At 63.7% G+C, this 25,952-nt stretch carries 30 protein-coding genes; 22 read left to right on the forward strand and 8 right to left on the reverse strand.

What is annotated here, in order from left to right:
* The first annotated feature begins 20 nt into the window (after positions 1 to 20).
* From AC0L3J_RS31225 to AC0L3J_RS31250, 6 genes are all read left to right on the forward strand, one after another.
* Complete coding sequence (locus AC0L3J_RS31225; RefSeq protein ID WP_473349584.1) at positions 21 to 1,202, forward strand: ABC transporter substrate-binding protein; 1,182 nt, start codon at positions 21 to 23, stop codon at positions 1,200 to 1,202.
* Entirely contained in the window at positions 1,187 to 2,179 is a 993-nt protein-coding gene (locus tag AC0L3J_RS31230) for a YVTN family beta-propeller repeat protein (protein WP_473349585.1), read from the forward strand. Before AC0L3J_RS31225 ends, AC0L3J_RS31230 begins: the two co-directional genes overlap by 16 nt.
* Positions 2,176 to 2,982 (forward strand): ABC transporter ATP-binding protein, encoded by an 807-nt coding sequence (locus AC0L3J_RS31235; protein ID WP_473349586.1) that lies wholly within the window; start codon positions 2,176 to 2,178, stop codon positions 2,980 to 2,982. Before AC0L3J_RS31230 ends, AC0L3J_RS31235 begins: the two co-directional genes overlap by 4 nt.
* Positions 2,979 to 3,827, forward strand: coding sequence for an ABC transporter permease (locus AC0L3J_RS31240; RefSeq protein WP_456768815.1), 849 nt, complete (start codon positions 2,979 to 2,981; stop codon positions 3,825 to 3,827). Before AC0L3J_RS31235 ends, AC0L3J_RS31240 begins: the two co-directional genes overlap by 4 nt.
* Positions 3,824 to 4,438 carry a hypothetical protein gene (locus AC0L3J_RS31245; protein ID WP_473349587.1) on the forward strand — a complete coding sequence of 205 codons (615 nt, stop codon included), beginning with the start codon at positions 3,824 to 3,826 and terminating at the stop codon, positions 4,436 to 4,438. Before AC0L3J_RS31240 ends, AC0L3J_RS31245 begins: the two co-directional genes overlap by 4 nt.
* 131 nt (positions 4,439 to 4,569) lie before the next feature.
* The gene (locus tag AC0L3J_RS31250) at positions 4,570 to 4,869 is read left to right on the forward strand and encodes a copper-binding protein (protein WP_473349588.1); all 300 of its coding nucleotides are present in this window, start codon (positions 4,570 to 4,572) and stop codon (positions 4,867 to 4,869) included.
* Positions 4,870 to 4,995: 126 nt separating this feature from the next.
* Here AC0L3J_RS31250 and AC0L3J_RS31255 read toward each other — a convergent pair whose 3' ends face one another.
* Positions 4,996 to 5,553 (reverse strand): PQQ-dependent catabolism-associated CXXCW motif protein, encoded by a 558-nt coding sequence (locus AC0L3J_RS31255; protein WP_473349589.1) that lies wholly within the window; start codon positions 5,551 to 5,553, stop codon positions 4,996 to 4,998.
* Position 5,554: 1 nt separating this feature from the next.
* The gene (locus AC0L3J_RS31260) at positions 5,555 to 6,436 is read right to left on the reverse strand and encodes a substrate-binding domain-containing protein (RefSeq protein ID WP_473349590.1); all 882 of its coding nucleotides are present in this window, start codon (positions 6,434 to 6,436) and stop codon (positions 5,555 to 5,557) included.
* A 127-nt stretch (positions 6,437 to 6,563) separates the two neighbouring features.
* Between AC0L3J_RS31260 and AC0L3J_RS31265 the strand changes: the two genes are divergently transcribed.
* Positions 6,564 to 7,490 (forward strand): quinoprotein relay system zinc metallohydrolase 2, encoded by a 927-nt coding sequence (locus tag AC0L3J_RS31265; RefSeq protein ID WP_473349591.1) that lies wholly within the window; start codon positions 6,564 to 6,566, stop codon positions 7,488 to 7,490.
* 50 nt (positions 7,491 to 7,540) lie between these two features.
* Positions 7,541 to 8,359 (forward strand): quinoprotein dehydrogenase-associated SoxYZ-like carrier, encoded by an 819-nt coding sequence (locus AC0L3J_RS31270; protein ID WP_473349592.1) that lies wholly within the window; start codon positions 7,541 to 7,543, stop codon positions 8,357 to 8,359.
* Positions 8,360 to 8,575: 216 nt separating this feature from the next.
* Here the strand turns inward: AC0L3J_RS31270 and AC0L3J_RS31275 are convergent, their stop codons facing one another.
* Positions 8,576 to 8,935, reverse strand: coding sequence for a hypothetical protein (locus AC0L3J_RS31275; protein ID WP_027566550.1), 360 nt, complete (start codon positions 8,933 to 8,935; stop codon positions 8,576 to 8,578).
* A gap of 87 nt (positions 8,936 to 9,022) precedes the next feature.
* On the opposite strand from AC0L3J_RS31275, the gene AC0L3J_RS31280 reads away from it, so the two are divergent.
* The 4 genes from AC0L3J_RS31280 to AC0L3J_RS31295 are packed head-to-tail and all read left to right on the forward strand — an operon-like array spanning position 9,023 to position 11,843.
* Positions 9,023 to 10,003, forward strand: a complete 981-nt coding sequence (locus AC0L3J_RS31280; protein WP_473349631.1) for an ABC transporter substrate-binding protein — start codon at positions 9,023 to 9,025, stop codon at positions 10,001 to 10,003.
* A 1-nt stretch (position 10,004) separates the two neighbouring features.
* Positions 10,005 to 10,742 carry an ABC transporter permease gene (locus tag AC0L3J_RS31285; RefSeq protein ID WP_456768809.1) on the forward strand — a complete coding sequence of 246 codons (738 nt, stop codon included), beginning with the start codon at positions 10,005 to 10,007 and terminating at the stop codon, positions 10,740 to 10,742.
* Complete coding sequence (locus AC0L3J_RS31290; RefSeq protein WP_473349593.1) at positions 10,732 to 11,442, forward strand: ABC transporter ATP-binding protein; 711 nt, start codon at positions 10,732 to 10,734, stop codon at positions 11,440 to 11,442. The genes AC0L3J_RS31285 and AC0L3J_RS31290 overlap by 11 nt, the downstream gene beginning before the upstream one ends.
* A gap of 47 nt (positions 11,443 to 11,489) precedes the next feature.
* Positions 11,490 to 11,843, forward strand: a complete 354-nt coding sequence (locus tag AC0L3J_RS31295) for a hypothetical protein (protein ID WP_085350566.1) — start codon at positions 11,490 to 11,492, stop codon at positions 11,841 to 11,843.
* A 10-nt stretch (positions 11,844 to 11,853) separates the two neighbouring features.
* Here AC0L3J_RS31295 and AC0L3J_RS31300 read toward each other — a convergent pair whose 3' ends face one another.
* The 4 genes from AC0L3J_RS31300 to AC0L3J_RS31315 all read right to left on the reverse strand — a co-directional run bounded on the left by AC0L3J_RS31300 (position 11,854) and on the right by AC0L3J_RS31315 (position 13,782).
* On the reverse strand, positions 11,854 to 12,063 hold the full coding sequence (locus AC0L3J_RS31300) for a hypothetical protein (protein ID WP_027566545.1): 210 nt from the start codon (positions 12,061 to 12,063) through the stop codon (positions 11,854 to 11,856).
* Positions 12,064 to 12,195: 132 nt separating this feature from the next.
* Positions 12,196 to 13,101, reverse strand: coding sequence for a hypothetical protein (locus tag AC0L3J_RS31305; RefSeq protein WP_473349594.1), 906 nt, complete (start codon positions 13,099 to 13,101; stop codon positions 12,196 to 12,198).
* Positions 13,102 to 13,137: 36 nt separating this feature from the next.
* Positions 13,138 to 13,218, reverse strand: coding sequence for a pyrroloquinoline quinone precursor peptide PqqA (gene pqqA / locus AC0L3J_RS31310; protein ID WP_018460299.1), 81 nt, complete (start codon positions 13,216 to 13,218; stop codon positions 13,138 to 13,140).
* A gap of 171 nt (positions 13,219 to 13,389) precedes the next feature.
* Positions 13,390 to 13,782, reverse strand: a complete 393-nt coding sequence (locus AC0L3J_RS31315; protein WP_473349595.1) for a penta-EF hand family protein — start codon at positions 13,780 to 13,782, stop codon at positions 13,390 to 13,392.
* A gap of 342 nt (positions 13,783 to 14,124) precedes the next feature.
* Between AC0L3J_RS31315 and AC0L3J_RS31320 the strand changes: the two genes are divergently transcribed.
* From AC0L3J_RS31320 to AC0L3J_RS31345, 6 genes are all read left to right on the forward strand, one after another.
* The gene (locus AC0L3J_RS31320; RefSeq protein ID WP_247436601.1) at positions 14,125 to 15,789 is read left to right on the forward strand and encodes a methanol/ethanol family PQQ-dependent dehydrogenase; all 1,665 of its coding nucleotides are present in this window, start codon (positions 14,125 to 14,127) and stop codon (positions 15,787 to 15,789) included.
* A 10-nt stretch (positions 15,790 to 15,799) separates the two neighbouring features.
* Positions 15,800 to 16,156, forward strand: coding sequence for a c-type cytochrome (locus AC0L3J_RS31325; protein WP_473349596.1), 357 nt, complete (start codon positions 15,800 to 15,802; stop codon positions 16,154 to 16,156).
* Positions 16,153 to 17,082: a substrate-binding periplasmic protein gene (locus AC0L3J_RS31330; RefSeq protein ID WP_473349597.1), complete on the forward strand. Its 930-nt coding sequence runs from the start codon at positions 16,153 to 16,155 to the stop codon at positions 17,080 to 17,082. Before AC0L3J_RS31325 ends, AC0L3J_RS31330 begins: the two co-directional genes overlap by 4 nt.
* A gap of 127 nt (positions 17,083 to 17,209) precedes the next feature.
* Positions 17,210 to 18,220: an FUSC family protein gene (locus AC0L3J_RS31335; protein WP_473349598.1), complete on the forward strand. Its 1,011-nt coding sequence runs from the start codon at positions 17,210 to 17,212 to the stop codon at positions 18,218 to 18,220.
* 110 nt (positions 18,221 to 18,330) lie between these two features.
* Positions 18,331 to 19,320, forward strand: a complete 990-nt coding sequence (locus tag AC0L3J_RS31340) for a Bug family tripartite tricarboxylate transporter substrate binding protein (protein WP_473349599.1) — start codon at positions 18,331 to 18,333, stop codon at positions 19,318 to 19,320.
* Between the two features lie 130 nt (positions 19,321 to 19,450).
* A complete protein-coding gene (locus AC0L3J_RS31345; RefSeq protein ID WP_473349600.1) occupies positions 19,451 to 19,876 on the forward strand; it encodes a hypothetical protein in 426 nt (141 codons plus the stop codon).
* 56 nt (positions 19,877 to 19,932) lie between these two features.
* Here the strand turns inward: AC0L3J_RS31345 and AC0L3J_RS31350 are convergent, their stop codons facing one another.
* The gene (locus AC0L3J_RS31350) at positions 19,933 to 20,901 is read right to left on the reverse strand and encodes a helix-turn-helix domain-containing protein (protein ID WP_007601369.1); all 969 of its coding nucleotides are present in this window, start codon (positions 20,899 to 20,901) and stop codon (positions 19,933 to 19,935) included.
* Between the two features lie 510 nt (positions 20,902 to 21,411).
* Here AC0L3J_RS31350 and xoxF5 point away from each other — a divergent pair.
* The 4 genes from xoxF5 (at position 21,412) to gfa (ending at position 25,583) form a co-directional block, all read left to right on the forward strand.
* Complete coding sequence (xoxF5, locus tag AC0L3J_RS31355; RefSeq protein WP_456768798.1) at positions 21,412 to 23,217, forward strand: lanthanide-dependent methanol dehydrogenase XoxF5; 1,806 nt, start codon at positions 21,412 to 21,414, stop codon at positions 23,215 to 23,217.
* A 109-nt stretch (positions 23,218 to 23,326) separates the two neighbouring features.
* Positions 23,327 to 23,815, forward strand: coding sequence for a c-type cytochrome, methanol metabolism-related (locus tag AC0L3J_RS31360; protein WP_473294794.1), 489 nt, complete (start codon positions 23,327 to 23,329; stop codon positions 23,813 to 23,815).
* Between the two features lie 61 nt (positions 23,816 to 23,876).
* Entirely contained in the window at positions 23,877 to 24,986 is a 1,110-nt protein-coding gene (locus AC0L3J_RS31365) for an S-(hydroxymethyl)glutathione dehydrogenase/class III alcohol dehydrogenase (protein ID WP_027566533.1), read from the forward strand.
* Positions 24,987 to 25,019: 33 nt separating this feature from the next.
* Entirely contained in the window at positions 25,020 to 25,583 is a 564-nt protein-coding gene (gene gfa / locus AC0L3J_RS31370; protein WP_027519384.1) for an S-(hydroxymethyl)glutathione synthase, read from the forward strand.
* The last annotated feature ends 369 nt before the right edge of the window (positions 25,584 to 25,952 follow it).

A 25,952-nucleotide genomic window follows, 5' to 3' on the forward strand; every position in this document is an offset into this window, starting at 1 on the left:
GGGAGTTGCGCGGAGGAAACATGATCCGATGGTTTGTCGGCCTGATCGGCCTGGGTCTTGCTGCGACGAGCGCGCTCGCGGCCGACCCTGTCATGATCGGCGTCGGCTATCTCGGTGTCGCCGGCACCAGATCGACGCTGTCGCTGGTCGAGCAGCCCGCGGAGAATGACGGCGTCGCCGGCGCACGCCTCGCCATCGACGACAACAACACCACCGGCAAATTCCTGGGCCAGCGATTTGCGCTGGAGGAGCGGCGTATCAAGGAGGGCGAGGATGCCGTGCAGGCCGCGACCGAGCTCGCCTCGCGCAACGGCTTCATCATCGCCGACCTGCCGGCCGACGCGCTGCTGAAAGTCGCCGACGCCCTGCGCGAGCGCGGCACGCTGCTGTTCAACGCCGGCGCGATCGACGAGCGGCTGCGCGAGGCCGATTGCCGTGCCAACGTCATCCACACCGCGCCGACGCGCGCGATGCTGGCGGACGCGCTCGGCCAATATCTGGTGTGGAAGCAGTGGAAGCGCTGGCTGCTCGTGGTCGGCTCGCATGACGAGGACAGGCTGTTCGCCGATGCGCTCCGGCGCACCGCGACGCGGTTCGGCGCCAAGATCGTGCAGGAGCGCAGCTTCGAGGACAAAGGCGGCGCGCGCCGCACAGACTCGGGCGTGACGCTGATCCAACGCCAGATGCCGGTGTTCACGCAACAGGCTCCGGCCTACGATGTGCTGGTCGCCGCTGACGAGAGCGAGGTGTTCGGCGCCTACCTGCCCTATCGCACCTGGGATCCGCGGCCTGTCGCGGGCTCCGCCGGTCTCGTGCCGCGGAGCTGGGACGCCGCGCAAGACCAGTGGGGCGCGATCCAGATGCAGAACCGCTTCGTCAAGCTGAATGCGCGGCGGATGACCGCGCTCGACATGCAGGCCTGGACCGCCGTACGCATGATCGGAGAGGCCACCTCGCGCACCAATTCCGGCGACGTCAAGAAGGTCACCGATTTCATCAAGGGGCCGGATTTCTCGGTCGCCGCCTTCAAGGGCACCAAGCTGACCTTGCGCGACTGGAACCTGCAGCTGCGCCAACCGATCCTGCTTGTCGACGGCCGCATGGTGGTGTCGGTGTCACCGCAAGAAGGTTTCCTGCATCAAGTCTCCGAGCTCGACACGCTCGGCTATGACCGCCCGGAGAGCAAATGCAAGCTGAAGTGAGGAAGCAGATGTTCCGCGCGTGGCGTGTTGGGTTGCTGTCCGGACTGGCGCTGGCGGCAGCGCCGGCGCATGCGTTCATCGCCTATGTCTCGAACGAGAAGAGCAACACGGTGTCGGTGATCGACACCGAGAGCTGGACGGTGACCAAGACCATCAAGGTCGGCCAGCGCCCGCGCGGCATCGACTTCACGCGCGACAGCAAGTTCGTGATGGTCGCGGTCGGCGACGACGACACCATCCAGATGATCGACGCCAAGACGCAGGCCGTGGTGGACAGCCTGCCCTCCGGGCCCGACCCGGAATTGTTCGCCCAGGATGCCGCCGGCAAGGTCCTCTATGTCGCCAACGAGAACGACAACACAGTGACCGTGATCGACCTCGAGAAGCGCGCCCGCCTTGGCGACATCCAGGTCGGCGTCGAGCCCGAGGGCATGACCATCAGCCCGGACGGCAAGACGTTGATCAACACGTCCGAGACCACCAACATGGCGCATTTCATCGACACGTCGTCGCGCCAGATCGTCGCCAACGTGCTGGTCGACGCGCGGCCGCGCTTTGCCGAATTCAAGCACGACGCTTCCGAATTGTGGGTGTCCTCGGAGATCGGCGGCACCGTCTCGATCATCGACCCCGCAAAGCACGAGGTGACCGGCAAGATCAATTTCGAGATTCCGGGGTTGAGGAAAGAGGCCATCCAGCCCGTCGGCATCGGCATGACCCGGGACGACAAGACCGCCTTCATCGCGCTCGGTCCCGCCAATCGCATCGCCGTGGTCGATACCGCCTCGCGCAAGGTGACGAAATATCTGCTGGTCGGACAACGGGTCTGGCACATGGCATTCACGCCGGACGAGAAATTTCTGCTGACCACCAATGGCGTGTCGAACGACGTCTCCGTCATCGACGTCGCCGCGCAAAAGGTGATCAAGACCATTCAGGTGGGCGAACTGCCCTGGGGTATCACGATCGCGCCATGACCAGCCCTGCTCCCATCTCCGAACAGCGCGAGACGCCACGGCCCGATCCGGCAGCGGTGCCGGCGTTGTCGATCGACAGCGTCAGCCACGCCTATGGCCAGCGCCGCGCACTGATGGACGTGTCCTTCAACGTGCAGCCCGCGAGCTTTACGGCCCTGCTCGGCCTCAACGGTGCGGGCAAGAGCACGCTGTTCTCGCTGATCACACGGCTGTTTGGCATCCAGTCCGGGCGCGTCGGCATTTTCGGCCATGACGTCGGCAAAAGCCCTGGCGAAGCGCTGCGGTTGCTCGGCGTCGTGTTCCAGCCGCGCACGCTCGATCTCGATCTGTCGCTGACGCAGAACCTGCTCTATCACGCCGCACTCCACGGCATCAGCCGCCGCGAGGCTCGAGCGCGAGCCGCCGAGCTGCTCGGTCGCATCGGGCTTACCGAGCGCGCCGGCAGCAAGGTGCGCGATCTCTCGGGCGGGCAGATGCGGCGGCTGGAGATCGCACGCGCCCTGCTGCACCGGCCCCGCCTGCTCTTGCTGGACGAGCCGACCGTCGGCCTCGACGTCAAGGCGCGCGCCGACATCATCAGCCATGTGCGCCAGCTCGTGAACGAGCAAGGCATCGGCGTACTCTGGGCCACGCATCTGTTCGACGAGATCATGGCCGGTGACGATCTCGTGGTGCTGCATCAGGGCAAGGTGCTGGCGCAGGGACCGATGAGTCGCGTCGTCGCGGAAGCCGGCGCGCAGGATGTCAACACCGCCTTCATGCGCCTAACCGGCGCGCAGACCCTGCCGGGTGGCGGCGCATGAGCAGCATCACCACGCGCGAGGCGCCGCGCGGCTTCTCGGCCGCCGAATACATGACCTGTCTCACGGGCATCGTCTGGCGCGAAGGCCTGCGCTTTCTGCACCAGCGCGAGCGTTTCGTCTCGGCGCTGGTGCGGCCGCTGGTGTGGCTGTTCATCTTCGCCGCTGGCTTCCGTCAGGTGCTCGGCATCTCCATCATCCCGCCCTACGAGACCTACATCCTCTACGAGGTCTTCATTGCGCCCGGACTGATGGCCATGATCCAGCTCTTCAACGGCATGCAGTCCTCGCTGTCGATGGTCTATGACCGCGAGATGGGCAACATGCGCACGCTGCTGGTCAGCCCACTGCCGCGCGGCTACCTGTTGTTCTGCAAGCTGCTCGCGGGCACCGCGGTGTCGCTGCTCCAGGTCTATGCCTTCCTGCTGATCGCCTGGTTCTGGGACATCACGCCTCCTCCGATCGGCTATCTCACCGTACTGCCGGCACTGATCCTGTCCGGACTGATGCTGGGCTCGCTCGGCATGCTGATCTCCTCCGGCATCAAGCAGCTGGAGAACTTTGCCGGCGTGATGAATTTTGTCATTTTCCCGATGTTCTTCGCCTCCTCGGCGCTTTACCCGCTCTGGCGGGTGCAGGAGGGCAGCCCCTATCTCTATTATCTCTGCGAGGTCAATCCGTTCACCCACGCGGTCGAGCTGATCCGCTTCGCGCTGTACGGGCAAATCAACTGGATTTCGCTGGCGGTGGTCGCGACCTGCACAATCGTCTTCATGATCGGCGCGATTCTGGCCTATGATCCCTCGCGCGGGCTGGCGCGACGGGGCCCTGCGGGAGGCGAAGGATGACGGTTCGGGTTCTGGCCATGGCCGCTCTGATGCTCGCAGTCGCGGGCACGGCGGCACGCGCGGCCGATCCGCGCTATCCGGATTGGCCCTGCACGCAGGCCAAAGTGCCGGAAATTTCGCTCGCGGCCGTTTGGGCCGGCCCTTCGCTCGACGACGTGCAGAACAAGTGGAAGGACGACGCCAAAGTCAGCGCGCTGGTCGCCAAATTGTCGGCACGCAAGACGCCGCTGGACGAAGCCGAGAAGTTGGTGAGGGAGTTTTTGGCGGGCTCCGCGGCCGACAAGACCGCGAATGCGAAACTGCTGTTCGCAGGCCTGTTCGACACGCTCAACGCTCAGCGCTCGCAGGTCATGAGCGGACTGGAACGCGTCAGCCGCAAGCAGCGCGAAGCCGCCGACAAGATCCGCGAGGAGAGTGTTCAGCTCCAGGCGCTCCAGGGCGCCACGCCGCGCGACGAGGCCAAGGTCGATGCGCTCAGCAACGAGCTGATCTGGAAGACCCGCATTTTCGAGGACCGCTATAAGGTGGTACGGTTCGTCTGCGAGGTTCCCACCACAATTGACCAGCGGCTGTTTGCGCTCGGACGCGTGATCCAACAGGAAATGGAATAGCGTCAGCCTCATTGACCGCTTGCGGCAGGTTCCCGCGCCTCCATTGCGATCATTAACCTGTGCTATATGCCGGAACCAAATCGGTCTAGGATGTCTTGTCGTCGGGTAATCCAAGGCATCGGGAGGCCTCGATGGGAACCACGAAATTCATCCTCGCAGGCGCTGCGGCCATCAGCATGCTCGCAAGCAGCGCATTCGCTGACGATTTGACCGGAATGGTCACCCGGATAGATCGGCTCAACAGCACGATTTCGATCCAGCAGACACAGAAGGGCACAGTCGGCGGCAGCGCAGGCGGCGCCGGCGCACTCCAGGAGTACAAGGCCAAGGATGCCGCGATGCTCGATGCCGTCCACGCCGGCGACAAGGTGAGCTACTCTGCGACCGACACTAACGGCACGGGCACGCTGACGAAGTTGCAGAAGCAGTAAGCTTTCTTCGCCTCTTCCCACGTGCGACAGGCCGTCATGGCCGGGCATGTCCCGGCCATGACGCCTAGCCACGCGGCACGAAGAACGTGGATGCCCGGGACAAGCCCGAGCATGACGATCGCTTGCCTACTGCTCCGGCCGCGGCTCCGGCTGCGCCTCCTCGGTCGGAAGTTTGGCGCGTTCCCAGCCATCGGTGCCGTCGGGATACCAGGCGAGGTTGGAGTAGCCGTACGCGAGCGCTCGCTTGGCGGCGTTCCAGGACATCCAGCAATCGGCCAGGCAATAGATCACGAGCAGCGCGGTCTTGTCGCCGTGTGATGCACGCGCAAGGCCGCGCTGAAGGTAGTCGTCCATGGCGGGCGGCAGCGTGCCGTAGCCGGTGTCCGGCAGCCAGATGCTGCCCGGAATGTTTTTGCGCGGCGCCTCGCGCCAGACGGTACCCGCCGGCAGGTTCTTCGGCTTCGGCGCGCGCGGCAGCACGTCGATGAAGGCGCCGCTCTTCGCGTGCCAGATCGCCTCGGCTTCTGACGTCGACAGCACGCGCGCGCCGCCCAGCGTCGCCGGCACAGGCGCGCGGTAATTGTCGGTGCGATAACCCTCGGGCTCGAACGGCTCCTGCTGCTGCGCAACGACCGGCGCCATCAGCATGGCGGCGACCAGCGCAGCGACAACGCGCCGCCTCATGTCATGGTGCCTTTTTGGCCGTCTCCGCGCCGAGCGGCCGATCGCTCTCGTCCAGCAGCGGCACGCCGAAATCGAGCAGGACCTTGTTGATCTCGCCCTGGTTCTCCTGGATCAGCTTGTTGAGCTGCCGCTTCCAGTTCTGGTCGGCGCCACGCACGCCCATGCCGATGCGATAGACCAGTTTGGGCCCGGTGGTTTCCTTCACCAGAGGCGTGACATGAAGCGAGCCCGCCTTCTTCGCGTAGAACCCTGCCATCGGTCCCCACAGCACGCCGGCGTCGATCTTGCCCGCCGTGAGATCATCGATCATTGCCTGCGCCGAATTGTCGTAGCGCGTGTCGATCATCAGCGGATAGGGCTTTGCATCACCCATCAGTCCCGCAATGGCCATGTTGGTCGCAGGCGGCGTGCCGGCGACGATGCCGACATGCTTGCCCTTCAGCCTGGGATCCTCGAGCGTGTCGACCTCCTCCAGCCCGCTGCCTGCTTTCGCGACCAGCGCATAGCTCGTGCGGTAATAGGGATTGGTGCCTTGCACGAGGTCATCGCCTTGGGGGAAGCCCATGATGACGTCGCAGCGATGCGAGCCGAGCGTCATGCGCACGAAGCCGGTGGCTTGCGGAAAAAAGACATAGTCGAGCTTCTTCTGGAGCTTGTCCGCAAACAGCTCGGCAAGCTTGTTCTCGAACCCCTCGCCCTTCTCGTTCGAGAACGGCAGATTGCGCGGGTCGGAACAGACGCGCAGCACCTTGGGGTCGACCAGCTCGAACGAGAGGTCACCCGTCTCGTTGGTCTGCGCGATGGCGACGTCGCCGAACGCGCAAGACGCAACCAGGATACTCAGTGAAAACAACCAGCGACGATGTCGTCCGGCCTCCGTCATCGCGCTTCCTCCTGGGCTTGTTTGAATGCTAGCCATGCAACGCATGACGCGCCATGTTTTGCCAGAGTTTGTGCTGGCTTTCTTTGTTGCAGCGCAATGCGCGCAACCTTTGAACTGAGGCTGAAAAGTGTCTCGCATCGCTCTCGTGATCGCAGCCTTGTCCCTGCTGGTGACAGCGACGCTAGCATGCGCCGCAGCGGCCGAATTGCCTGTAAGCGAACTCGCGCCGGGAATCTTCGTACACTCCGGGGCCATCGCCCTGATGACCCGCGAGAACGAGGGCGACATCGCCAATGTCGGCTTCATCGTGGGCGAGGATGCTGTGGCCGTGATTGATACCGGCGGTAGCGTTCGCGAGGGCGAGGCGCTGCTGGCGGCGGTGCGGGCCCGCACCAGCAAGCCGATCCGCTACGTCATCAACACCCACGGCCATCCCGACCACGTTTTCGGGAATGCGGCCTTCGCCGTCGGGGACACCATTTTCGTCGGTCACAGCAGGCTGCCGCGGGCGCTCGCTGCCCGCGGGCCGTATTATCTCGACAATTTTAGGCGCATCATGGGCGACGAATTGATATCTCCCGTGAAGATCGTGCCACCCACAATGCTCGTCACGGACACAATGACGCTCGATCTCGGCGCGCGCCGCCTGACCTTGCGAGCCTGGCCGGCCGGGCACAGCGACAATGATTTGACCGTGTTCGATGAGATGACGAAGACGCTGTTCACTGGCGACCTCGTCTTCCTCCGCCATATTCCGGTGATGGACGGCAGCATTCGCGGCTGGCTCGGCACTCTCGCGGAACTCGAGCGCATTCCGGCGCAGCGCGTCGTTCCCGGTCACGGGCCCGTGAGCGAATGGCCTACGGCTCTGACCGATGAACGGCGCTATCTGATGGCGCTGCTGGCGGACGTCCGGGCATCGAACAAGAAGGGCGAGCCGATCCGGACCGCCGCAGACAAGGCCGCCGCCTCGGAACGGCCGCACTGGGAGCTGTTCGACGACTACAATGCCCGCAACGCAACCGCAGCATTTTCGGAAATTGAATGGGAGTAGCGGACGCGCTACGATGCGCGAAACGTTGCTTCGTCCGCGGGACCATGACCATGACGGGACGCACGCGCCGACTACCTCTGATCGCCCTGCTCCTCGGCATTGCATTCGCCGTGCCGGCGCAGGCGGAAGAGGCTTACGATCCCTGGCCGGGCCTGGTGCAGGACATCTTCAGCAACCGTCCGATGAATGACGGCGGCAATGTCATTGGCATCGAAATGCCGTATCGCGCCGAGGACGCGGCCATCGTGCCGGTGACCCTGCGCAGCAAGCTCTCGCCTGGCGATGCCCGCCGCATCCGTTCGATCACCCTGGTGATCGATCGTAATCCCGCGCCAATGGCGGCGAAGTTCGAGCTCGGGCCGGATGCCAACGTCACCGAAATCTCGACGCGGGTGCGCGTCAACAATTACACCGACGTCCATGCGGTGGCGGAGCTCAGCGATGGACAGCTCTACGTCTCGAAAGTCTATGTGAAAGCTTCCGGCGGCTGCTCGGCACCGGCGGGGAAGAATGCCGAGGAAGCCCAGAATCGACTCGGGCAGATGCGCTACCGGCAATTCGCGCGCGAGGAGGCCCCGGCGAGCCGCATGCGGGAGGCTCAGATCATGATCGGCCATCCCAACAATTCCGGGCTGCAGATGGACCAGGTCACGCAGCTCTACATTCCCGCCTTTTTCGTCAACCAGCTCAAGCTGACGCAGGACGACAGCCCCGTGCTCTCGATGGAAGGCGGCATCTCGATCTCGGAAGATCCCAATCTGCGCTTCACCTATGTGTCCAACGGCGCCAAGCGTTTTCGCGCGGAAGCCAAGGATACGGATGGACACGTGTTCCGCAACGAGTGGGATGTGGAGAAGCCGGGGACGTAGCGCGCTACCTTCCCGCCCCCTTCAAAGTCGAATGCGCTGCGGATGGCTGTGCCCTCGCCCCTTGTGGGAGAGGGCAGCACCGCTGGTAGACAAAAATTCGCTTGGGTGAGGGGTTTGCCTCCGCGAGCTACTCTCTTGCGATAGTATTCGCGGCGACATACCCCTCATCCGGCGCTTCGCGCCACCTTCTCCCGCAAGGGGAGAAGGAAGAAAGTGTCAGAAACACCTCACCTCGGCTTCCGCCTGCGCTCGCCGCAAATCATTCACGGCCGAATTCGCCTGCTCCGAGGTGCGGAACTGGACGCCGAGATTGCCGCGGACCTGGGACATGCTGAGCGCGGTTTCTGCGGTGACGTAGCGCTCATAGGACACGATCGAGGCCACCACGTCGATCGAGCAGGAACATTGCTCGATCGCCTGCCGGCTCTCGCCATTGGCCTTCATGCAGCCATAGACATACTCGGCACGCGCCGACGTCGGATAATCATTGGCCTCTTCAGCCTGCGCGGCGAGCGCGGTCGCAGCCCACACCGCCAATGCGGCGACAATCGGTCGTAGCTGTCCGGCCAGATTCATGCGCGTCCTCCCGCTGGTTGCGACGGAAGCTATGCTATGCGTATTGTCCTGAAAAGCACTCTATCAGAGGAAACGGCTCACAAGGTGATGAGAGCATTTGGTCGATCATTGGCGCTCGCGGTGACGCTGGCGCTGACACTAGCCGGGCCCGTCCGCGCCGCAGATACCATCCGCCTTGCGGTGCAGAAGACCGGCACATTCTCCTGGGAGCTGGCCGCGATCCGCGCTGGCGGCCTCGACAAGGAGGCCGACCTGTCGCTCGACGTCACCGAGCTTGCGAGCCCCGAGGCCGGCAAGATCGCGCTGCGCGCCGGCAACGCCGACATCATCCTGTCCGATTGGCTGTGGGTGTCGCGCGAGCGCACGCTCGGCGCCAAGCTCACCTTCTATCCCTATTCCAGCGCGCTCGGCGCGGTGATGGTGCCGGCCGCCTCGCCGATCAAGTCGCTCGCCGATTTGAAGGGCCGCAAGCTCGCGGTCGGCGGTGGTCCCATCGACAAGAGCTGGCTGCTGCTCCAGGCGCGCATGAAGCAGGACGGCATCGACCTGAAATCGGAGGCGACCATCGTCTATGGTGCTCCGCCTCTGATCGCCGCCAAGGCGCTCGACGGCGAGATGGATGCGAGCCTCAACTTCTGGAATTTCTGTGCACAGCTGGAGGCCAAGGGCTTTAGACGCCTCACCGGCATTGAGGACATATTGCCAAAACTCGGCGCCAAGGGCGCCGTCTCCGCGGTCGGCTATGTTTTCGACGAGAGCTGGGCGGCAAGTCATCGCGAGGCCGTGGCGCGTTTCATCGCGATGACGCGCAAGGCCAAGCAGCTGCTGGTGACCTCGGATGCCGCCTGGGACAAGATCGCGCCGCTCACCGGCACGAGCGATGCCACCCTGCTCAAGACCTATCGCGAGCGCTATCGCGACGGCATTCCGCGCCGGAGCATCGATGACGAAGAAAAGGACGCGCGCGTGCTCTACCGCGTGCTGGCCGAGACCGGCGGACGCGACCTCGTGGGCCCGGCCGCCGAGCTCGATCCCGGCACGTTCTATCACGCAGTTCCCGGAGACTGAGGTGCTGCGTCTTCTGTCGTTTGCCCTGTTGCTCGCGATCTGGTGGATTGCCGCGCTGTTCGTCGGCGCCGCAAAGCTGCCCTCCCCGCCCGCCGTGCTCGACGTCGTCATCGCGGAAGCATCGAGCGGCGCGCTGTTCCTGCATCTCGGCGCCACGCTTGCCCGCGTAAGCCTCGCCTTCGTGCTGGCGATGTCACTCGGCAGCGCCATCGGCTATCTGATGGGACGGGTGAAGCTCGCCGACCGACTCGGCGATCCCTGGCTGATCCTGCTGCTGAACCTGCCCGCGCTGGTCGTGATCGTGCTGGCCTATATCTGGGCCGGCCTCACCGAGGCCGCAGCGATCGCGGCGATCGCGATCAACAAGCTGCCGACCGCCATCGTCACCCTGCGCGAGGGCGCACGCGCGCTCGACCGCTCGCTCGACGAGATGGCGAGCGTGTTCGCGATGCCACGCTGGCGCGCCTTCCGCCACGTCGTGCTGCCGCAACTGGCACCCTATATCGCAGCCTCAGCCCGGTCCGGATTATCGCTGGTGTGGAAGATCGTACTGGTCGCCGAACTCCTGGGGCGACCCAACGGCGTCGGCTTCGAGATCGGCGTCGCCTTCCAGCTGTTCGACACGCCGCGGCTGCTGGCCTATTCGCTGACCTTCGCCGCCGTCGTGCTCGTGATCGAGACCGCGCTGGTGCAACCGTTCGAAGCCCGCGCAACACGATGGCGACCCCGTGCGGCTTGAGGTCGATATCACAGGCAAGAGGTTCAAGAGTGCCGCGGGCGGGACGCAGGAGGTGCTCGCGCCGGTCAGATTCGCGCTTCAATCCGGCGAGGTCGGCGTGCTGATCGGTCCGTCCGGCTGCGGCAAGAGCACGATGCTGCGCATCATCCTCGGGCTCGACCGCGATTTCGAGGGACGCGTCTCGCGCCCGCCGGAAGCGCGGATCGGCATGGTTTTCCAGGAGCCGCGGCTGCTGCCATGGCGCTCGGTCGAGCAGAATGTGCGGCTTGCGGCCCCCGATGTCACCGATGCCAAGCTCGCCGAGCTGTTCAGGATCCTGGAGCTGGAGGCGCATCGCAGCCATTTTCCCGGCGAATTATCACTGGGCCTCGCCCGGCGCGTCGCGCTCGCCCGCGCCTTTGCGGTGGAGCCCGACCTGCTCGTGCTCGACGAGCCCCTCGCCTCGCTCGACGACGCACTCGCCGGCCGTTTGCGCGACGAGATCGCGACGCTGGTGGCGCGCCGTCCGGTGATGACGTTGCTCGTCACCCACAGCCTGGATGACGCGATCCGGCTCGGCGACCGCCTGTTCTTGCTGTCGCCGCGACCGGCGCGCATCGTGCGCGAGGTGCCGATTGCCATCCCGCGCGCGGAGCGCAGCGAGGCCGAGCTCGGCAGGATCAAGGCCGAGTTCGCAGCGTTGCAGCTTGAATCAAAATGAGAACTCATGGTCAACTGGACCAACGACATCTTCGCGGGAGATTCACCATGCGGCGTACGCTGATTGCGATCGGCATCCTGTTGGTTGCGATGCCGGGCGCGGCGCTCGCGCAGGCCAAGGGCAAGGGTATCCGGCTCTGGAATCTGACGACGGAGACGATCTCCGGCTTCCAGCTCTCGCCGGCCGGGAAGACCGAGTGGGGTCCGAACCAGTGCCTGAACGACAAGGACAAGGAGGTCGACCACGACGAGCGGCTGCGCATCACCGGCGTCGAGCCCGGCCGCTACGACGCCAGGGTCAGCTATCCCAATGCGCGGCAGTGCATCGTGCGCGACATCGAGATCAAGGCGGATGCGGTGTTCTCGATCGCCGACAAGGATCTGAAGGACTGCACGAAATAACGCCGGCGGCTTACGCCTTGTCATTCGGATGCGGATACTCGCAGCGCCACCGCACCGCCTGCCACTTCGGATGGTCGCCGACCCATTGCGCGATATAGGGCGGCGCAGCCATCGCGCATTGCGTCGGCGACCCCGCGTAGTTGAACACCAGATGCTGCTCCTCGCAGGTCGCAGGCGAGAGCACCGCACACACAGTCACCACCAGGTCGATCGGGTTCATGCCGGGATCCTCGCAGAGGCGATGAAGATTAGCACAAAAGATTACGCTCCGAGGAGCCGGAAGTTTCAATCCGGCCGCGCGAAATCGAGCGGGAATTGCCGGTCGCATGTCCCCGTAACCGCTGAGCGAGCGCTAGAAATTGACCCCAAACACCAGCCTCGCCTGGTGGCGCTCGAAATTGACGAGGTCAAGATTGCCGCCCGATCCGGCCGGACGGCCCCAGGCCTGCATGCTCCAGCTCATGGTCAGGCGCGAGCGCTCCGAAAGCTGGAAATAAGCGGTCGGACCGACGAACAGCGCCTGGCCTGCGAACTCGCCGAGGCCGATCCCTTCGTATTGCCGGAAGTAGCGCACCTCGCCGCCGAGCAGCACATCGGGCCGCACGCGCACCAGGCCGGCGAAGGCCGCGCCGACGGTTGAGCTCTTTTCGGACAGTCCCGCCACCTCGAAGCGCGCCCATTCGGGTTGATAGATCAGGTTGAGCGCGCCGATGGCGAAGTTCGGGATCAGCTCGCGATCGAAGGCGAGCGTGAAATCGGTACCGTACATCCGCCCTTTTGCGCCAGAAGTCTCGTCGATGCGATCGCCATGGAGTTCGGCGGCGACGGTCAACCCGAATGGCGCGCGCTCGCGATCGAGCAGGCGATAGCGCAGGTCGAGCGAAGCGCCCTGGAAATTGAACTGGCGGCGGTCGCCGATATCGGGGACGCCGGTGATGTCGTGCAGCGTGGCCGTGCCGCCGACCTCGATACGGAAGTTCGGCAGCGGAACGACCTCGATCTCGACCTCGTGCGACAGCGCGCGATAGGTCCCGCCCCCTTTGCCGAATCGACCTGTCGTCTGAGTCTGGAATTCGCGCTCGCCGGGATTGCCGACATCGGTGCCGATCATGAAGCCGAAGATGTGCTCGGTATCAAAGCCCTCTTCGGCGCTGACGCATACCGGTGCGAGCGCGACGGTGCAGGCGGCTATGGTCCGGAATGTAAGAGCTCTCGCGCGCATCCCCGACACTACCACGGCTTCGACGTTGGTTGCCATCGAAGCCGCGGCAGGTCGTCAGTCTTACTTGTGGTCTTACTTGCGCAAAGCGCAGGCGTACATGTTGATTTCCATGCCGACCGGCACTTCCACGATCTTCGGAGCTTTCCAGGCCATTCGGGGACTCCCAAGGGATTGAGCGCGACATCGCGCCGGCCAAAACCTAGGGCTGCGTCAGGCACAGCGCAAGTCGGGAATCGCGCCGTTGACACAGCGAACTGTCGCATCGCGCTTGCAAATTTCTCTCTGGGGCAACTCGCCTTCGCTCCCAGTCAAGCGGCCCGGTTCTCACCGCAACAAGCGCAGCAGCGCACGGCCGGCGCGCGAGTTCAGCTCCTTCGCATCCAGCGTTCCGTCCTTGTCGGGATTCGCCGCGTTGAAGCGCTGCTCCACCACCGAGAGGTATTCGTCCAGCGTGAGAGTCCCGTCGCGATCGGGATCGGCGGCGGCGAGTTCTTTCGCCGTTAACCGTCCGCGCAATTCGCGGGCGTCGAGCGTGCCGTCGCGATCGGGATCGAGCTTGGCGAACAACGCGGCCGCCGCCTTCTTCACCTCGGCAAGATCGAGCGTGCCGTCATTGTCGGTATCGAACGTCTTGACCGCGTTGCCGGAGGCCGACCATGCCGGACCGGCCAGCAGTGCAATCGTGAGCGCAAGTGCAACAGAGCGACGCGATATCATGAAAACCTCCCAGACCAAGAGCTCCGATTCGAGCCGGATCGAAACGACATAAGTGCACAAGCGAGCCTCGGTTCAAGCCCCGAATTGCAGCCTGCGCCCGTACAACTTGCGGAACCCGTCGGCCCGACCATTACCGTGGCGCACGCGCCCTGCTCCATGCCGCGGAATTTCTTCAGCGCCTGCGCACAAGTGAGAGTTGCTTGTCAGCTCTCCGTCAGGTGACCGGCATCCCGCCGCCCACCATATCGGCATCGCAATTACGACTTTCGTATTGACGCGTTTTGCATTCGGGCGGAGTGTTGCTGTCGCAGCGTCAATAGGCGCGCATATTGGGAGGAACGGATGAAACGCTTTGCGATGGCCGCGAGCCTCGTCATGCTTGCATCGACTTGTGCAAATGCACAAACCAGCGAGCAGCTGGTCAAGGGTGCGACCGATACATCGAACGTTCTCAATTACGGGATGGGCTACAATCTCCAGCGTTTCTCGACGCTGAACCAGATCAACAAGGACAGCGTCAAGAACCTTGTCCCGGTCTGGAACTACTCTTTCAACGACGATCGCAGCGAGGAATCGCAGCCGCTGGTGTACCAGGGCGTGATCTACGTGACGTCGCACAACGCGACCATGGCGGTCGACGCCAAGACCGGCAAGCAGATCTGGAAATCCAAGGTCGAGTATCCTGCCGAAACGCCGCGCATCGTCTGCTGCGGCATCATCAATCGCGGCGCCGCGCTCTATGACGGCAAGGTGTTCCGCACCACGCTCGACGCCAACGTGATCGCGCTCGACGCGAAGGACGGCAAGGAGCTGTGGCGGCAGAAGGCGGCCGACATCAAGGAGGGATATTCGATGACGGTGGCGCCGCTGGTCGCCGACGGCATCGTGATCACCGGCATCTCCGGCGCCGAGTTCGGCACCCGCGGCTTCATCGACGGCTGGGATCCCGCAACGGGCAAGCACCTGTGGCGCACCCATTCGATCCCCTCCCCGGACGAGCCCGGCGGCGACACCTGGAAGGGCGATACCTGGAAGCTCGGCGGTGGCTCCACCTGGATTACGGGCTCCTATGACCCCGAGCTGAACACGGTCTATTGGGGTATCGGCAATCCCGGACCATTCAACTCGGCGGTGCGCCCGGGCGACAACCTCTACACCTGCTCCGTGCTGGCGATGGATCCCAAGACCGGTAAAATCAAGTGGCACTACCAGTTCTCGCCGAACAATCCGTTCGACTATGACAGCGTCGCCGAGATGGTCCTCGCCGACATGAACGTCGAGGGCAAGCCGACGAAGGTGTTGATGGACGCCAACCGCAACGGCTTCTTCTACGTGCTCGACCGCACCAACGGAAAGCTGCTCGCGGCCAATCCTTACGTGAAGGTCAACTGGGCGACCGGAATCGACATGAAGACCGGACGTCCCATCGAGACCGACGTCTCGAAGGACGCGCGTGAGGGCAAGAAGGTGACAGTCTATCCGTCGATCCTCGGCGGCAAGAACTGGGAGCCGATGTCGTTCAATCCGCAGACCGGCCTCGCTTACGCCAACACGCTCGCCTTCGGCGGCAGGTACAAGACCGAACCCGCCACCTTCAAGCAGGGTGAATGGTATCTCGGCATGGACCTCACCGATCTCTGGGAATGGGGTGACGGCCCGCGCGGTCATCTGAAGGCGATCGATCCCATGACCGGCAAGGCGAAGTGGGAAGCACCAAGCGACATCCCGCGCTTCTCCGGCGTGCTGTCGACCGCGGGCGGCGTCGTATTCTCGGGCGCGCTGACCGGCGAGTTCGAGGCCTTCGATGCCGACACCGGCAAGAAGCTCTGGCAGTTCCAGACCGGCTCGGGCATCGAGGGACAACCCGTGACCTGGCAGCAGGACGGCGTGCAGTATGTCGCGGTGACGAGCGGCTATGGCGGCGTCTACTCGCTGTTTTCCGGCGACGAACGGCTGGCCAAAGTCCCGCCCGGCGGCTCGCTTTGGGTTTTTGCGGTCAAGCAATAACCACGGCACGATGCTGAGAAAGCTATCTCACAAGACGGTGGCGATCCTCGCCACCGTCGCGGTGCTGACGGTCGCGCTTGCGGCGACTGTTCGTGCCGCGGATGATTCAACCGGCAATCCCGTGCAGGCGCAGATCGACCACGGCAAGTCGACTTATGCCGAGAAATGCTCGCACTGCCACGGTCCCAACATGATGAACCCCGGCACCATCACGCCGGATCTGCGCACCTTCCCCGACGACAAGACGCGCTTCGTCACCACCGTGAGGAACGGCAAGAACAACAAGATGCCGCCCTGGGCCGATATTCTTAGCGACGAGGAGATCGGGAATCTCTGGGCCTTCATCTCAAGCCGGAGAAAACCATGAGGCGCTGGCTGGCCGCTTGGAGCATTGCCGCGATCCTCGCGGCGGCGGCCGCGGCTGCACGCGCGGCCGACGATCCGCTCAAGATTTGTCTCGACGAGGACAGGCCGCCGCTCTCGGTGCATCATAAGGGCAAGCCGGACTCGGGTTTCGACGTGCTGCTGGCGCAAGCGATCGCCGACCGGCTCGGACGGCCGCTGACGATCCAGTGGTTCGAGAGCAAACTGGACGAGGATTCGAGCCCGCAGCTCGAGGCCAATGCGCTGCTGTCCGACGGCCGCTGCTCGCTCGTCGGCGGCTACGCGCTGACGACGGACTCCCTCGTCAAGCCCGGCATGAAAACGGCGCGCCTGCCGGATTTTGCCGGCGCCACGCGCGACGACCGGCGCCGCCGCGTCGCGCTCGGCGTGCTCGCGCCGAGCCAGCCCTATGTCTACTCGCCGATGACGGTCGTGCTCGGACCGAAGGCGCGGGGTCGCAAGATCGGCGATATCGGCGATCTCGCCGGCCTGCGCCTCGTCATCGAGAGCGGCTCGCTCGGCGATGCGATCCTCATGACGTTCGACAAGGGGCGCCTGATCGACGACATCACCCATCTCGTTCCCGGCCGCGATGATCTCCTCGGTGCACTTGCCCGCGGCGACTATGACGCGACGCTGATCGACCTCGGCCGCCTCGACGCCCATCGCGCCGCGCACCCCGATACGGCGATCACCGCGTCCGGCTACTACTATCCGATCGGGGCCAATCGCGGCTATGTCGGGCTCGCCAGCGATCCCGCGCTGATCGACACCGTTAACAAGGCGCTGACCGGGCTTGCTGTCGAGGGCAAGATCGCCGAATTCGGCACGCAGGCGGGGCTGACCTATCTGCCGCCACGTGAGCCCGCGATCCTCGGCGACGTCTGGATGAAGATCATTCAGCGTTGACGGGAGCATCCGGCTCCCGGAATGACGGATAAAGAGGTCGGCGATGGGCCCGTTACAACCATCGCTAGCTCGGCGACATTCTGCCCCCTATGATGCCGCCGTTTTCATTCGGCCATCCGGTGGCATCGTGAATCCTTCCGCCGCAAGCCTGCGCGACCTCCTCTCGCGCGAAATCAAGACCGGCGAATTGGTGCGGGCGCTGATCGTCGTCGGCCCCATAGTCGCCGCCTATTTCTTTGCGCGCGAGACGGCGCTGCTGAATCTCGGGTTGGTCGCGGTCTCGTTGCTCATTCCCGCGCTCAGGCTGCGCCTGCCGCCGAAAGTCGTCGCGTGGCATTATCTCGCCATCCTCCTCACCTTTGCCGCGCTGTTCCTCGCGAGCCCGATCAAGCCGCTCTTCGCAGTGCTGACGGCGCTCGCCGGATTCCTTGCGGTCGCAGTGACGCGCCACGGCGAACATTTCCGCACGCTCGGGAATTGGGTGTTCATCCCCGCCGTGTATCTTGCCTGCGAGGTGCGGGAGGGCGTGAGCGCCTCGGAAGCTCTGCGCCATGCCGGCATGATCATCGTGTCCTCTCCGATCGCGCTGGCTCTGGTCTGCGCCATCCGGATTTACGACCAGCGACGGTGCGGCGATGCCGCGACCTCGTTCGGAGCGCCCGCGGCCGAATGGTTTGTGCCCGCGGCGGCAACCGCCCTTGCGGTGTTCGCTGCGGCGGCGCTGGTCGAGATCCTCGATCTCGCGCAGGGCCAATGGGTGATGTGGTCGGCCGCAAGCGTCGTGGTCGGCGATCTCGCCACTTCGACCGGCAAGCTGAAGCAGCGGGCGATCGGCGCCGTCACCGGCGTGCCGCTCGGTTTCCTCGCCGGCATGGTGCTGCCGCAAAGCCGGGTCGGCTATGCGCTCGCGGTTCTCGCGGCCACCCTCACGCTGATCTCGTTCTCCCGCTACATCATCGGCTTCGGCCTGCGCTGCTTCTTCATCGCGCTGGCCGCCTCTTTCGCCGGCAGCGCCAGCGGCATCGCGGAGGAGCGCATCGTCAACGTGCTGATCGGCGGCACCTTTGGCTTGGTTGCGGTAGCCCTGACCGAAATCGTCTGGCTGCGTGTCATGCGAAAGGTGCGATTGTCCGGATGACGCCCGAATAGGCACAGCGCGGCCCTTCGAATGCGCCAATCTGTCTCGCCTGTCTCCCATGGCAGAGGCGATCCGATGCAGTACCGTCGACGGCAATCCGGGAGAGAATCATGTCCGCAACGCTCGATCGCCGCCACTTCATCGCCGCCGGCACCACCGCACTCGCGATCCCCTTCGTCTCGCACGGCGCCTCGGCGCAAGCTGCATGGCCATCGCGGCAGATCCGCATGATTTGCAGCTATCCCGCCGGCGGACAGACCGACCTGCTCGCGCGCGCCTATGGCGAATTCATTGCCAAGCAGGTCGGAAAGACCGTCGTCGTCGAGAACAAGCCCGGTGCCGCGGGCGCGATCGGGACCGCGGAGGTCGCCCGCGCGGAGCCCGACGGCCACACCATCCTGTGCTCGATCTCGACGACCTACATCATGAACCGGGTCGTGATGAAGACTCCCGGCTACGACATGGACAAGGATTTGACGCTCGTCAGCGTCATTCCGGGCGCCGGCCTATTGCTGGTGGCGAACCCGAAGACCGGCGTCAAGACGCTGGAGGATTTCGTCGCCTTTGCGCGCAAGAGCGGCAAGGTCAACTTCGGCACCTATAGCGCAGGCTCGGCCCCGCATATGACGGTCCACGAACTCAACAAGCAGTATGGCCTTGCCATCGAGCCGATCCACTATCGCGGCGAAGCCCCGATGTGGACGGGCATGCTGGAAGGTACGCTCGACGTGGCCATGGGCAGCTACACGGCAGCGCAATCGGTTTTGCAGAGCGACCGTGGCACCGTGTTCGCGGTGCATTCGAAGAAGGTCGACGCCATCCCCGATATCAAGACCCTCCCCGAGCAGGGCGCGACGTCGAAATTCTTCACTGTTAGCGGCTTCTCCGGCTGGGCCGTGCCGAAGGCGACACCGCAACCGGTCGTCGACCGCCTGGCGGAGCTTTGCGTCGCTGCCAACAACGATCCGAAGGTGAAGGAGGTTCTCAATACGTTCGTGCTCGAACCCGCGATCGGCTTCAAGGAAACCAACGCCCTATATCAGCGCGAGCTGCCGATCTGGATCGAGAGCGCGCGGTCGCTCGGCCTCGAGCCCTCCTGAACCGCGAGACAAGACGCTCTTCGCGGCGCAGCATCCGACCAAAGCCTAGTGCCGGAAACGTATTTTCCCGCTATGATTGTGCGACGCTGCCGGGAAGGTCTCACCGGCGCGGACGAGAAAGGCCGATCCCATGACACCGGATGGCGTTGCCGTAGCCGTCATGATCATCCTGCTCTTTCCGATGGGCTATTTCACGCTGGCGTCTCCGGCCTTCCTGCTGGTGAAGCTGGATATCCAGCCCGTCGCCCAGCTTTTGCGCGGAATGTTCAATGCGCATTTTCTGGTGATGCGCGTTGCCGGAATTATCGGAGCGGTCGCTTTCCTGCTCGACGGTCGTCTGGTCGCAGCGATGGGCGTCGGCCTCCTTGCAGCCTTGGCGATCTACGGACGCCGCTGGTTCATGCAACGGATGGACGAACAGCTCAGCGCCAGGGACGCCGGCGATGCCGAGGCACCGCGCCGGCTACGCCGACTACATTGGAGTGGAATGCTCGGCAATGCGGTGCTGCTCGCCGCTCTCCTGACCAGCATTCCCTATATCGCCATATCGGCGTGAGAGACATCGCGGGCGCGTGACGGTCAACCGTCGTCGTCGCCGAACCTGGCGTTTGCCTAGTGCTCGTCCGCGGCAACCGCGCCCTGTTGCGCCTTGTGGATCGAGGACGGCACCACGCCGAAATACTTCCGGAACACCCGGCTGAAATGCGATGAGCTGGAGAAGCCCCAGGAGAACGCGACGTCGGTGATGGTCTTGCCGGCGTGGGCCTCGAGCTCCTGGCGGCAATTCTGAAGACGCGCCTGCCAGATGTAGTCGCTCACCGTGGTGCCGCGCTCCGAGAACAGCATGTGCAGATAACGCTTGGAGCAGCCGAGCTCGCCGGAGATCTGGTCGATGCACAGATCCGGATCGCGCAAATGCTCGCGGATGAAGAACTGCGCGCGCACATAGGTCGCTTCGGGACCGACGCGATCGAGCATCGTGTCGGCCTCGCGCAGCGGCAGCAGCAAGAGGTCGATCAGCGAATCGGCGACGCCGACCGCACTGTTCGCCGACAGCTTGGCCGCCTCGTCGAAGGTCGCGTGGACGAAATCGTGGGCGATCCGCCCCGTCCCCGTGCGTGAGGTCAATTTGCAGGCGGGCATTCGCTGCGACGGGAACCCGCGGTCGCGCAGCAGCGCCTTGGGTACGATCACCACGTCGTGGCGCGTGAAAGCAGGGCTGATGATCGAATGCGGACAAGAGACGTCATAGGCGATGATGTCGCCCGGGTTCAGCTCGATGTGGCGGCCTTCCTGCTCGAAATAGGACACGCCGTAAGTCTGGAAGTGGATCTTGATATACGGGTGTTCGTTGGCCTTGGCGCGCGCCAGGGTGTGCGCGATGCGATGCTGGCTGACCTCGATCTGGCAGAGCTTCAGGCGCGAGACGCTGGTGTAGTCGATGCGGCCTTCGAGCGAAGACGCTTCCAGCGGATCGACGTCGAAATGCCCACACAGGCTGGTCAACCCGTCGATCCAGCTCTGGATCTGCCGCTTCGGCGTCATTCCCGTCGTCGAGAGCGTGTGAATTGTGTCGGACATTAATCCAGCCACTGGTTTGATCCGGAGATTTTGACGCGAATCGCGAGCCGCGCTGCCGGAGCCCTGAACCGTGATTGCGTGACGTTTACCTCGATTTTGAGCGATCTTCTGGAACGAGCGCCATCGTTCCATTGCCACCCTTGGAAGTTAATCCTCCGCCTTAGTTGCAGCGCCGTCAAGGGGAACCTAAGCGTGGAAGACGGTCCCACGCGCTGCGGAAGCCGCTGAATTCGCTACTGCAAAATCAAAATCTTCGCGGCCGTGCGCTGTCAAGCAAACCAGCTTCTCTCTTGGGCAAGTTTCCCGATGGCGAAGTCGCTACGGATGCATCAGGAACAACAAAAACGGGCCGCTCCTGCACGTGGACCCGTAGCTCTCATCAGGAGGAGAAAGCACCCAGCATCGTTTCTGGTCCCAAACGTGACCGCCCTGCACGAGCAGACACCGGACGAGAAGCCCGGTGATTGAGCAATGCTTCGGAAAAATAAACGAGACAACGGAGGAATGACTATGCGCAAGGTACTACTGGCGACCTTTCTTGGGTCCGCTGCGGCTCTCGCCGTAGGCAGCGCGTCAGCCAATGACGAGCTGAACAAGATGGCGCAGAACCCGAAAGACTGGGTGATGCCGGCGGGCGACTATGCCAATACCCGCTATTCCAAGCTCAACCAGATCAATGCTCAAAACGTCGGCAAGCTCCAGGTCGCCTGGACCTTCTCGACCGGCGTGCTGCGCGGCCATGAAGGCGGCCCGCTGATCATCGGCAACATGATGTACGTCCACACGCCGTTCCCGAACAAGGTCTACGCTATTGACCTTTCGAACGAGAACAAGATCGTCTGGAAGTATGAGCCGAAGCAGGATCCGAACGTCATCCCCGTGATGTGCTGCGACACAGTCAACCGCGGCGTATCTTACGGCGACGGCAAGATCTTCCTGCATCAGGCCGACACCACCCTGGTCGCGCTCGATGCCAAGACCGGTCAGGTTGCATGGACTGCCAAGAACGGCGATCCCGGCAAGGGCGAGACCGGCACCTCGGCGCCGCTCGTCGTCAAGGACAAGGTGCTGATCGGCATTTCCGGCGGTGAGTTCGGTGTTCAGGCCCATATGACCGCCTACGACATCAAGACCGGCAAGCTGGCTTGGCGCGGCTACTCTGAAGGACCGGATGATCAGATCCTGGTCGATGCAGAGAAGACCACCGCACTCGGCAAGCCCGTCGGCAAGGACTCGAGCCTGAAGACCTGGCAAGGCGATCAGTGGAAGATCGGCGGCGGGGCCACCTGGGGCTGGATCTCCTACGACCCCGAGCTGAACCTCGTCTACTACGGATCGGGCAATCCCTCGACCTGGAATCCGAAGCAGCGTCCCGGCGACAACAAATGGTCGATGACGATCTGGGCTCGCAACCCTGACACCGGCCAGGCCAAGTGGGTTTATCAGATGACGCCCCACGACGAGTGGGACTATGACGGCGTCAACGAAATGATCCTCTCGGACCAGCAGATCAACGGCCAGCCGCGCAAGCTGCTGACGCATTTCGATCGTAACGGCCTCGGCTACACGCTCGATCGCGCCACCGGCGAGCTTTTGGTCGCCGAAAAGTACGATCCGAAGGTGAACTGGACCTCCGGCGTCGACATGGACAAGAACTCGCCGACCTACGGCCGCCCGAAGGTGCTCGATGCAGCTTCGACCGACAAGGCGGGTGAGGACCACAACGTGAAGGGCATCTGCCCGGCCGCGCTCGGCACCAAGGACGAGCAGCCGGCAGCCTACTCGCCGGACACGCAGCTGTTCTACGTTCCGACCAACCACGTCTGCATGGACTACGAACCGTTCAAGGTGAGCTACACCGCGGGCCAGCCCTATGTGGGTGCGACGCTCTCGATGTATCCGCCGCAGGGTGAAACCCACATGGGTAACTTCATCGCCTGGGACGGCAAGACCGGCAAGATCGTCTGGTCGAACAAGGAGCAGTTCTCGGTCTGGTCGGGTGCGCTCGCAACCGCAGGCAACGTGGTGTTCTACGGAACGCTCGAAGGCTACCTGAAGGCAGTCGACGCCAAGACCGGCAAGGAGCTCTACAAGTTCAAGACTCCCTCCGGCATCATCGGCAACGTCACTACCTATGAGAACGGCGGCAAGCAGTATGTCGCAGTGCTCTCCGGCGTGGGCGGCTGGGCCGGCATCGGTCTGGCGGCAGGCCTGACCGATCCGACCGCCGGTCTCGGCGCAGTCGGTGGCTACGCGGCGCTCAGCAACTACACCGCACTCGGCGGTACGCTGACCGTGTTCTCGCTGCCCAACTAGGCCTCTCAGCATCGCTCCGGCGCGTGGATCAACTCCACGCGCCGGCTCGTCTCACCGAATGTCTTCCGAGGAAAATCTCTTGCGTAAAATCTGCTCTGCCATTGCTGCGATGTTCTTGGTCGCGTCCGGGGGAATTGCCGTCGCGGACGGCTCAGGTGACCCGACCGCCGTCAAGCAGAACGAAACCGGCGAATGGTCCGACAAGGAAGGCAACCCAACCTATAAGGTCACTGACGGATCCGTCGACTGGTACACCTATTCCGGATACCGCCGCTATCACTCGGACTGCCATGTGTGTCACGGCCCGGATGGCATGGGCTCGACCTACGCCCCGGCGCTGAAGGATTCGCTGAAGACGATGAGCTATGCCGACTTTCTCGGCGTCGTCGCCTCCGGCCGCAAGAACATCTCGACTGCCGCAGAGAACGTGATGCCGGCCTTCGGCGATAACCCGAACGTCGCCTGCTACATGGACGATCTCTACGTCTATCTGCGCGCCCGCTCCAACGAGGCCTGGGGCCGCACCAGACCTGGCAAGCACGAGGACAAGAACGACGCCTATACCAAGAACGAAGATTCGTGCATGGGCAAGAAGTGAACGTGCGGAGCCCGACCAAGACCTGGTTCTTGGCGCCCTGCCGGAATTTGAGGAGTTTAAGATGAAGACACGTGCCGCCGTCGCTTTCGAAGCCAAGAAGCCGCTCGAGATCGTCGAAGTCGATCTGGAAGGACCGAAGGTCGGCGAAGTCCTGGTCGAGATCAAGGCGACGGGCATCTGCCATACCGACGCCTACACGCTCGACGGCTTCGACAGCGAAGGAATCTTCCCGTCGATCCTGGGCCACGAGGGCGCGGGCATCATCCGCGAGATCGGCCCTGGCGTGACCTCGGTGAAGCCAGGCGACCATGTCATCCCGCTCTACACGCCGGAATGCCGGCAATGCAAAAGCTGCCTTAGCCAGAAGACCAATCTCTGCACCGCAATCCGCGCGACGCAGGGTAAAGGCGTGATGCCCGACGGCACCAGCCGCTTCTCCTACAAGGGCAAGCCGATCTACCACTACATGGGCTGCTCGACCTTCTCGAACTTCACCGTGCTGCCGGAGATCGCGGTCGCCAAGATCCGCGAGGACGCGCCGTTCGACAAGAGCTGCTACATCGGCTGCGGCGTCACCACCGGCGTCGGGGCCGTCGTCAACACCGCCAAGGTCGAGCCGGGCTCCAACGTGGTCGTGTTCGGCCTCGGCGGCATCGGCCTGAACGTGATCCAGGGCGCCAAGATGGCTGGCGCGGACAAGATCATCGGCGTCGACATCAACGACTCCAAGGAGGAATGGGGACGCCGGTTCGGCATGACCGATTTCGTCAATCCCAAGAAGATCACCGGCGACATCGTCCCGCATCTCGTGACCCTGACGGACGGAGGCGCCGACTACACCTTCGACTGCACCGGCAATACCACAGTGATGCGCCAGGCGCTGGAAGCCTGCCATCGTGGCTGGGGCACCTCGATCATCATCGGCGTTGCCGAATCCGGCAAGGAGATCGCGACCCGCCCGTTCCAGCTCGTCACCGGGCGAAACTGGCGCGGCACCGCCTTCGGCGGCGCGCGGGGCCGCACCGACGTGCCGAAGATTGTCGACTGGTACATGAACGGAAAGATCCAGATCGACCCGATGATTACCCACACGCTCAAGCTCGAAGACATCAACAAAGGCTTCGACCTTATGCATGAGGGCAAATCGATCCGTTCAGTCGTCGTGTTCTAACTCGAAAAGCGTCACCCCAAGGAGGATCGACCCATGACTGTTGCACTCCATCCCTCGATCGATAACGGCATCAAACAGGGCAGCGGCAGCTTCGCCGGCGGCACGCTCGCATGTAAATGCAGCGACCATCAGGTCAAGGTCGCCGTCAAGGGCGACGTCGCGCATAACCACGCCTGTGGCTGCACCAAGTGCTGGAAACCGCAGGGCGCGAATTTCTCCGTCGTCGCCGTGGTACCCCGCCAGAACGTCACCGTGCTCGAGAACGGCGACAAGCTCCAGATCGTCGACCCGTCGGCGGTGATCCAGCGCTACGCCTGCAAGGCCTGTGGCACGCACATGTATGGCCGCATCGAGAACAAGGGTCACCCGTTCTACGGCCTCGACTTCATCCACCCCGAACTGTTCCAGGAACAGGGTTCGCAGGCGCCGCAATTCGCTGCCTTCGTCTCGTCGGTGATCGAATCGGGCGTGAAGCCGGAGCAGATGGGTGGAATACGGGCTCGGTTCAAGGAGCTTGGCCTCGAGCCCTATGACTGCCTGTCGCCGGCGCTGATGGACGCCATCGCGACCCACGTGGCGAAGGCCAAGGCTGCCTGAGCCAAGGCCGCTTAAGCAAAGGCCGCCCGAGCAAGGCTGCCTGACGTTTACCGCGCCCCACCCGCTCGCTGGTTCCACCACACCCAGCGAGCGGACGGAGCCGGCCCGGGACAATCGCGGCAATGCCGCCGCTGCTCGACTGCACTTGTGTGGGACCGTCAGCTCCCTCAGTCCTGGTCTCTGAATGACTGCGCAGGGCCGCCGGCTTCCTGCTTGAAGTCCGCGGCGCCTGCGTTTCTCCCTCCCTCGACTGAGGCATCCTGCTTCGTCCGCACAGGTCTTCTGGCGGACGAAGCTTTTTTCATTGTGCCCATCTCAAGAGGCGCGCGGCGTGATGCGGCGCCCTGCTTTTGACAAACCTTCGTTGCA

The organism is Bradyrhizobium sp. Kon37 (assembly GCF_055807535.1).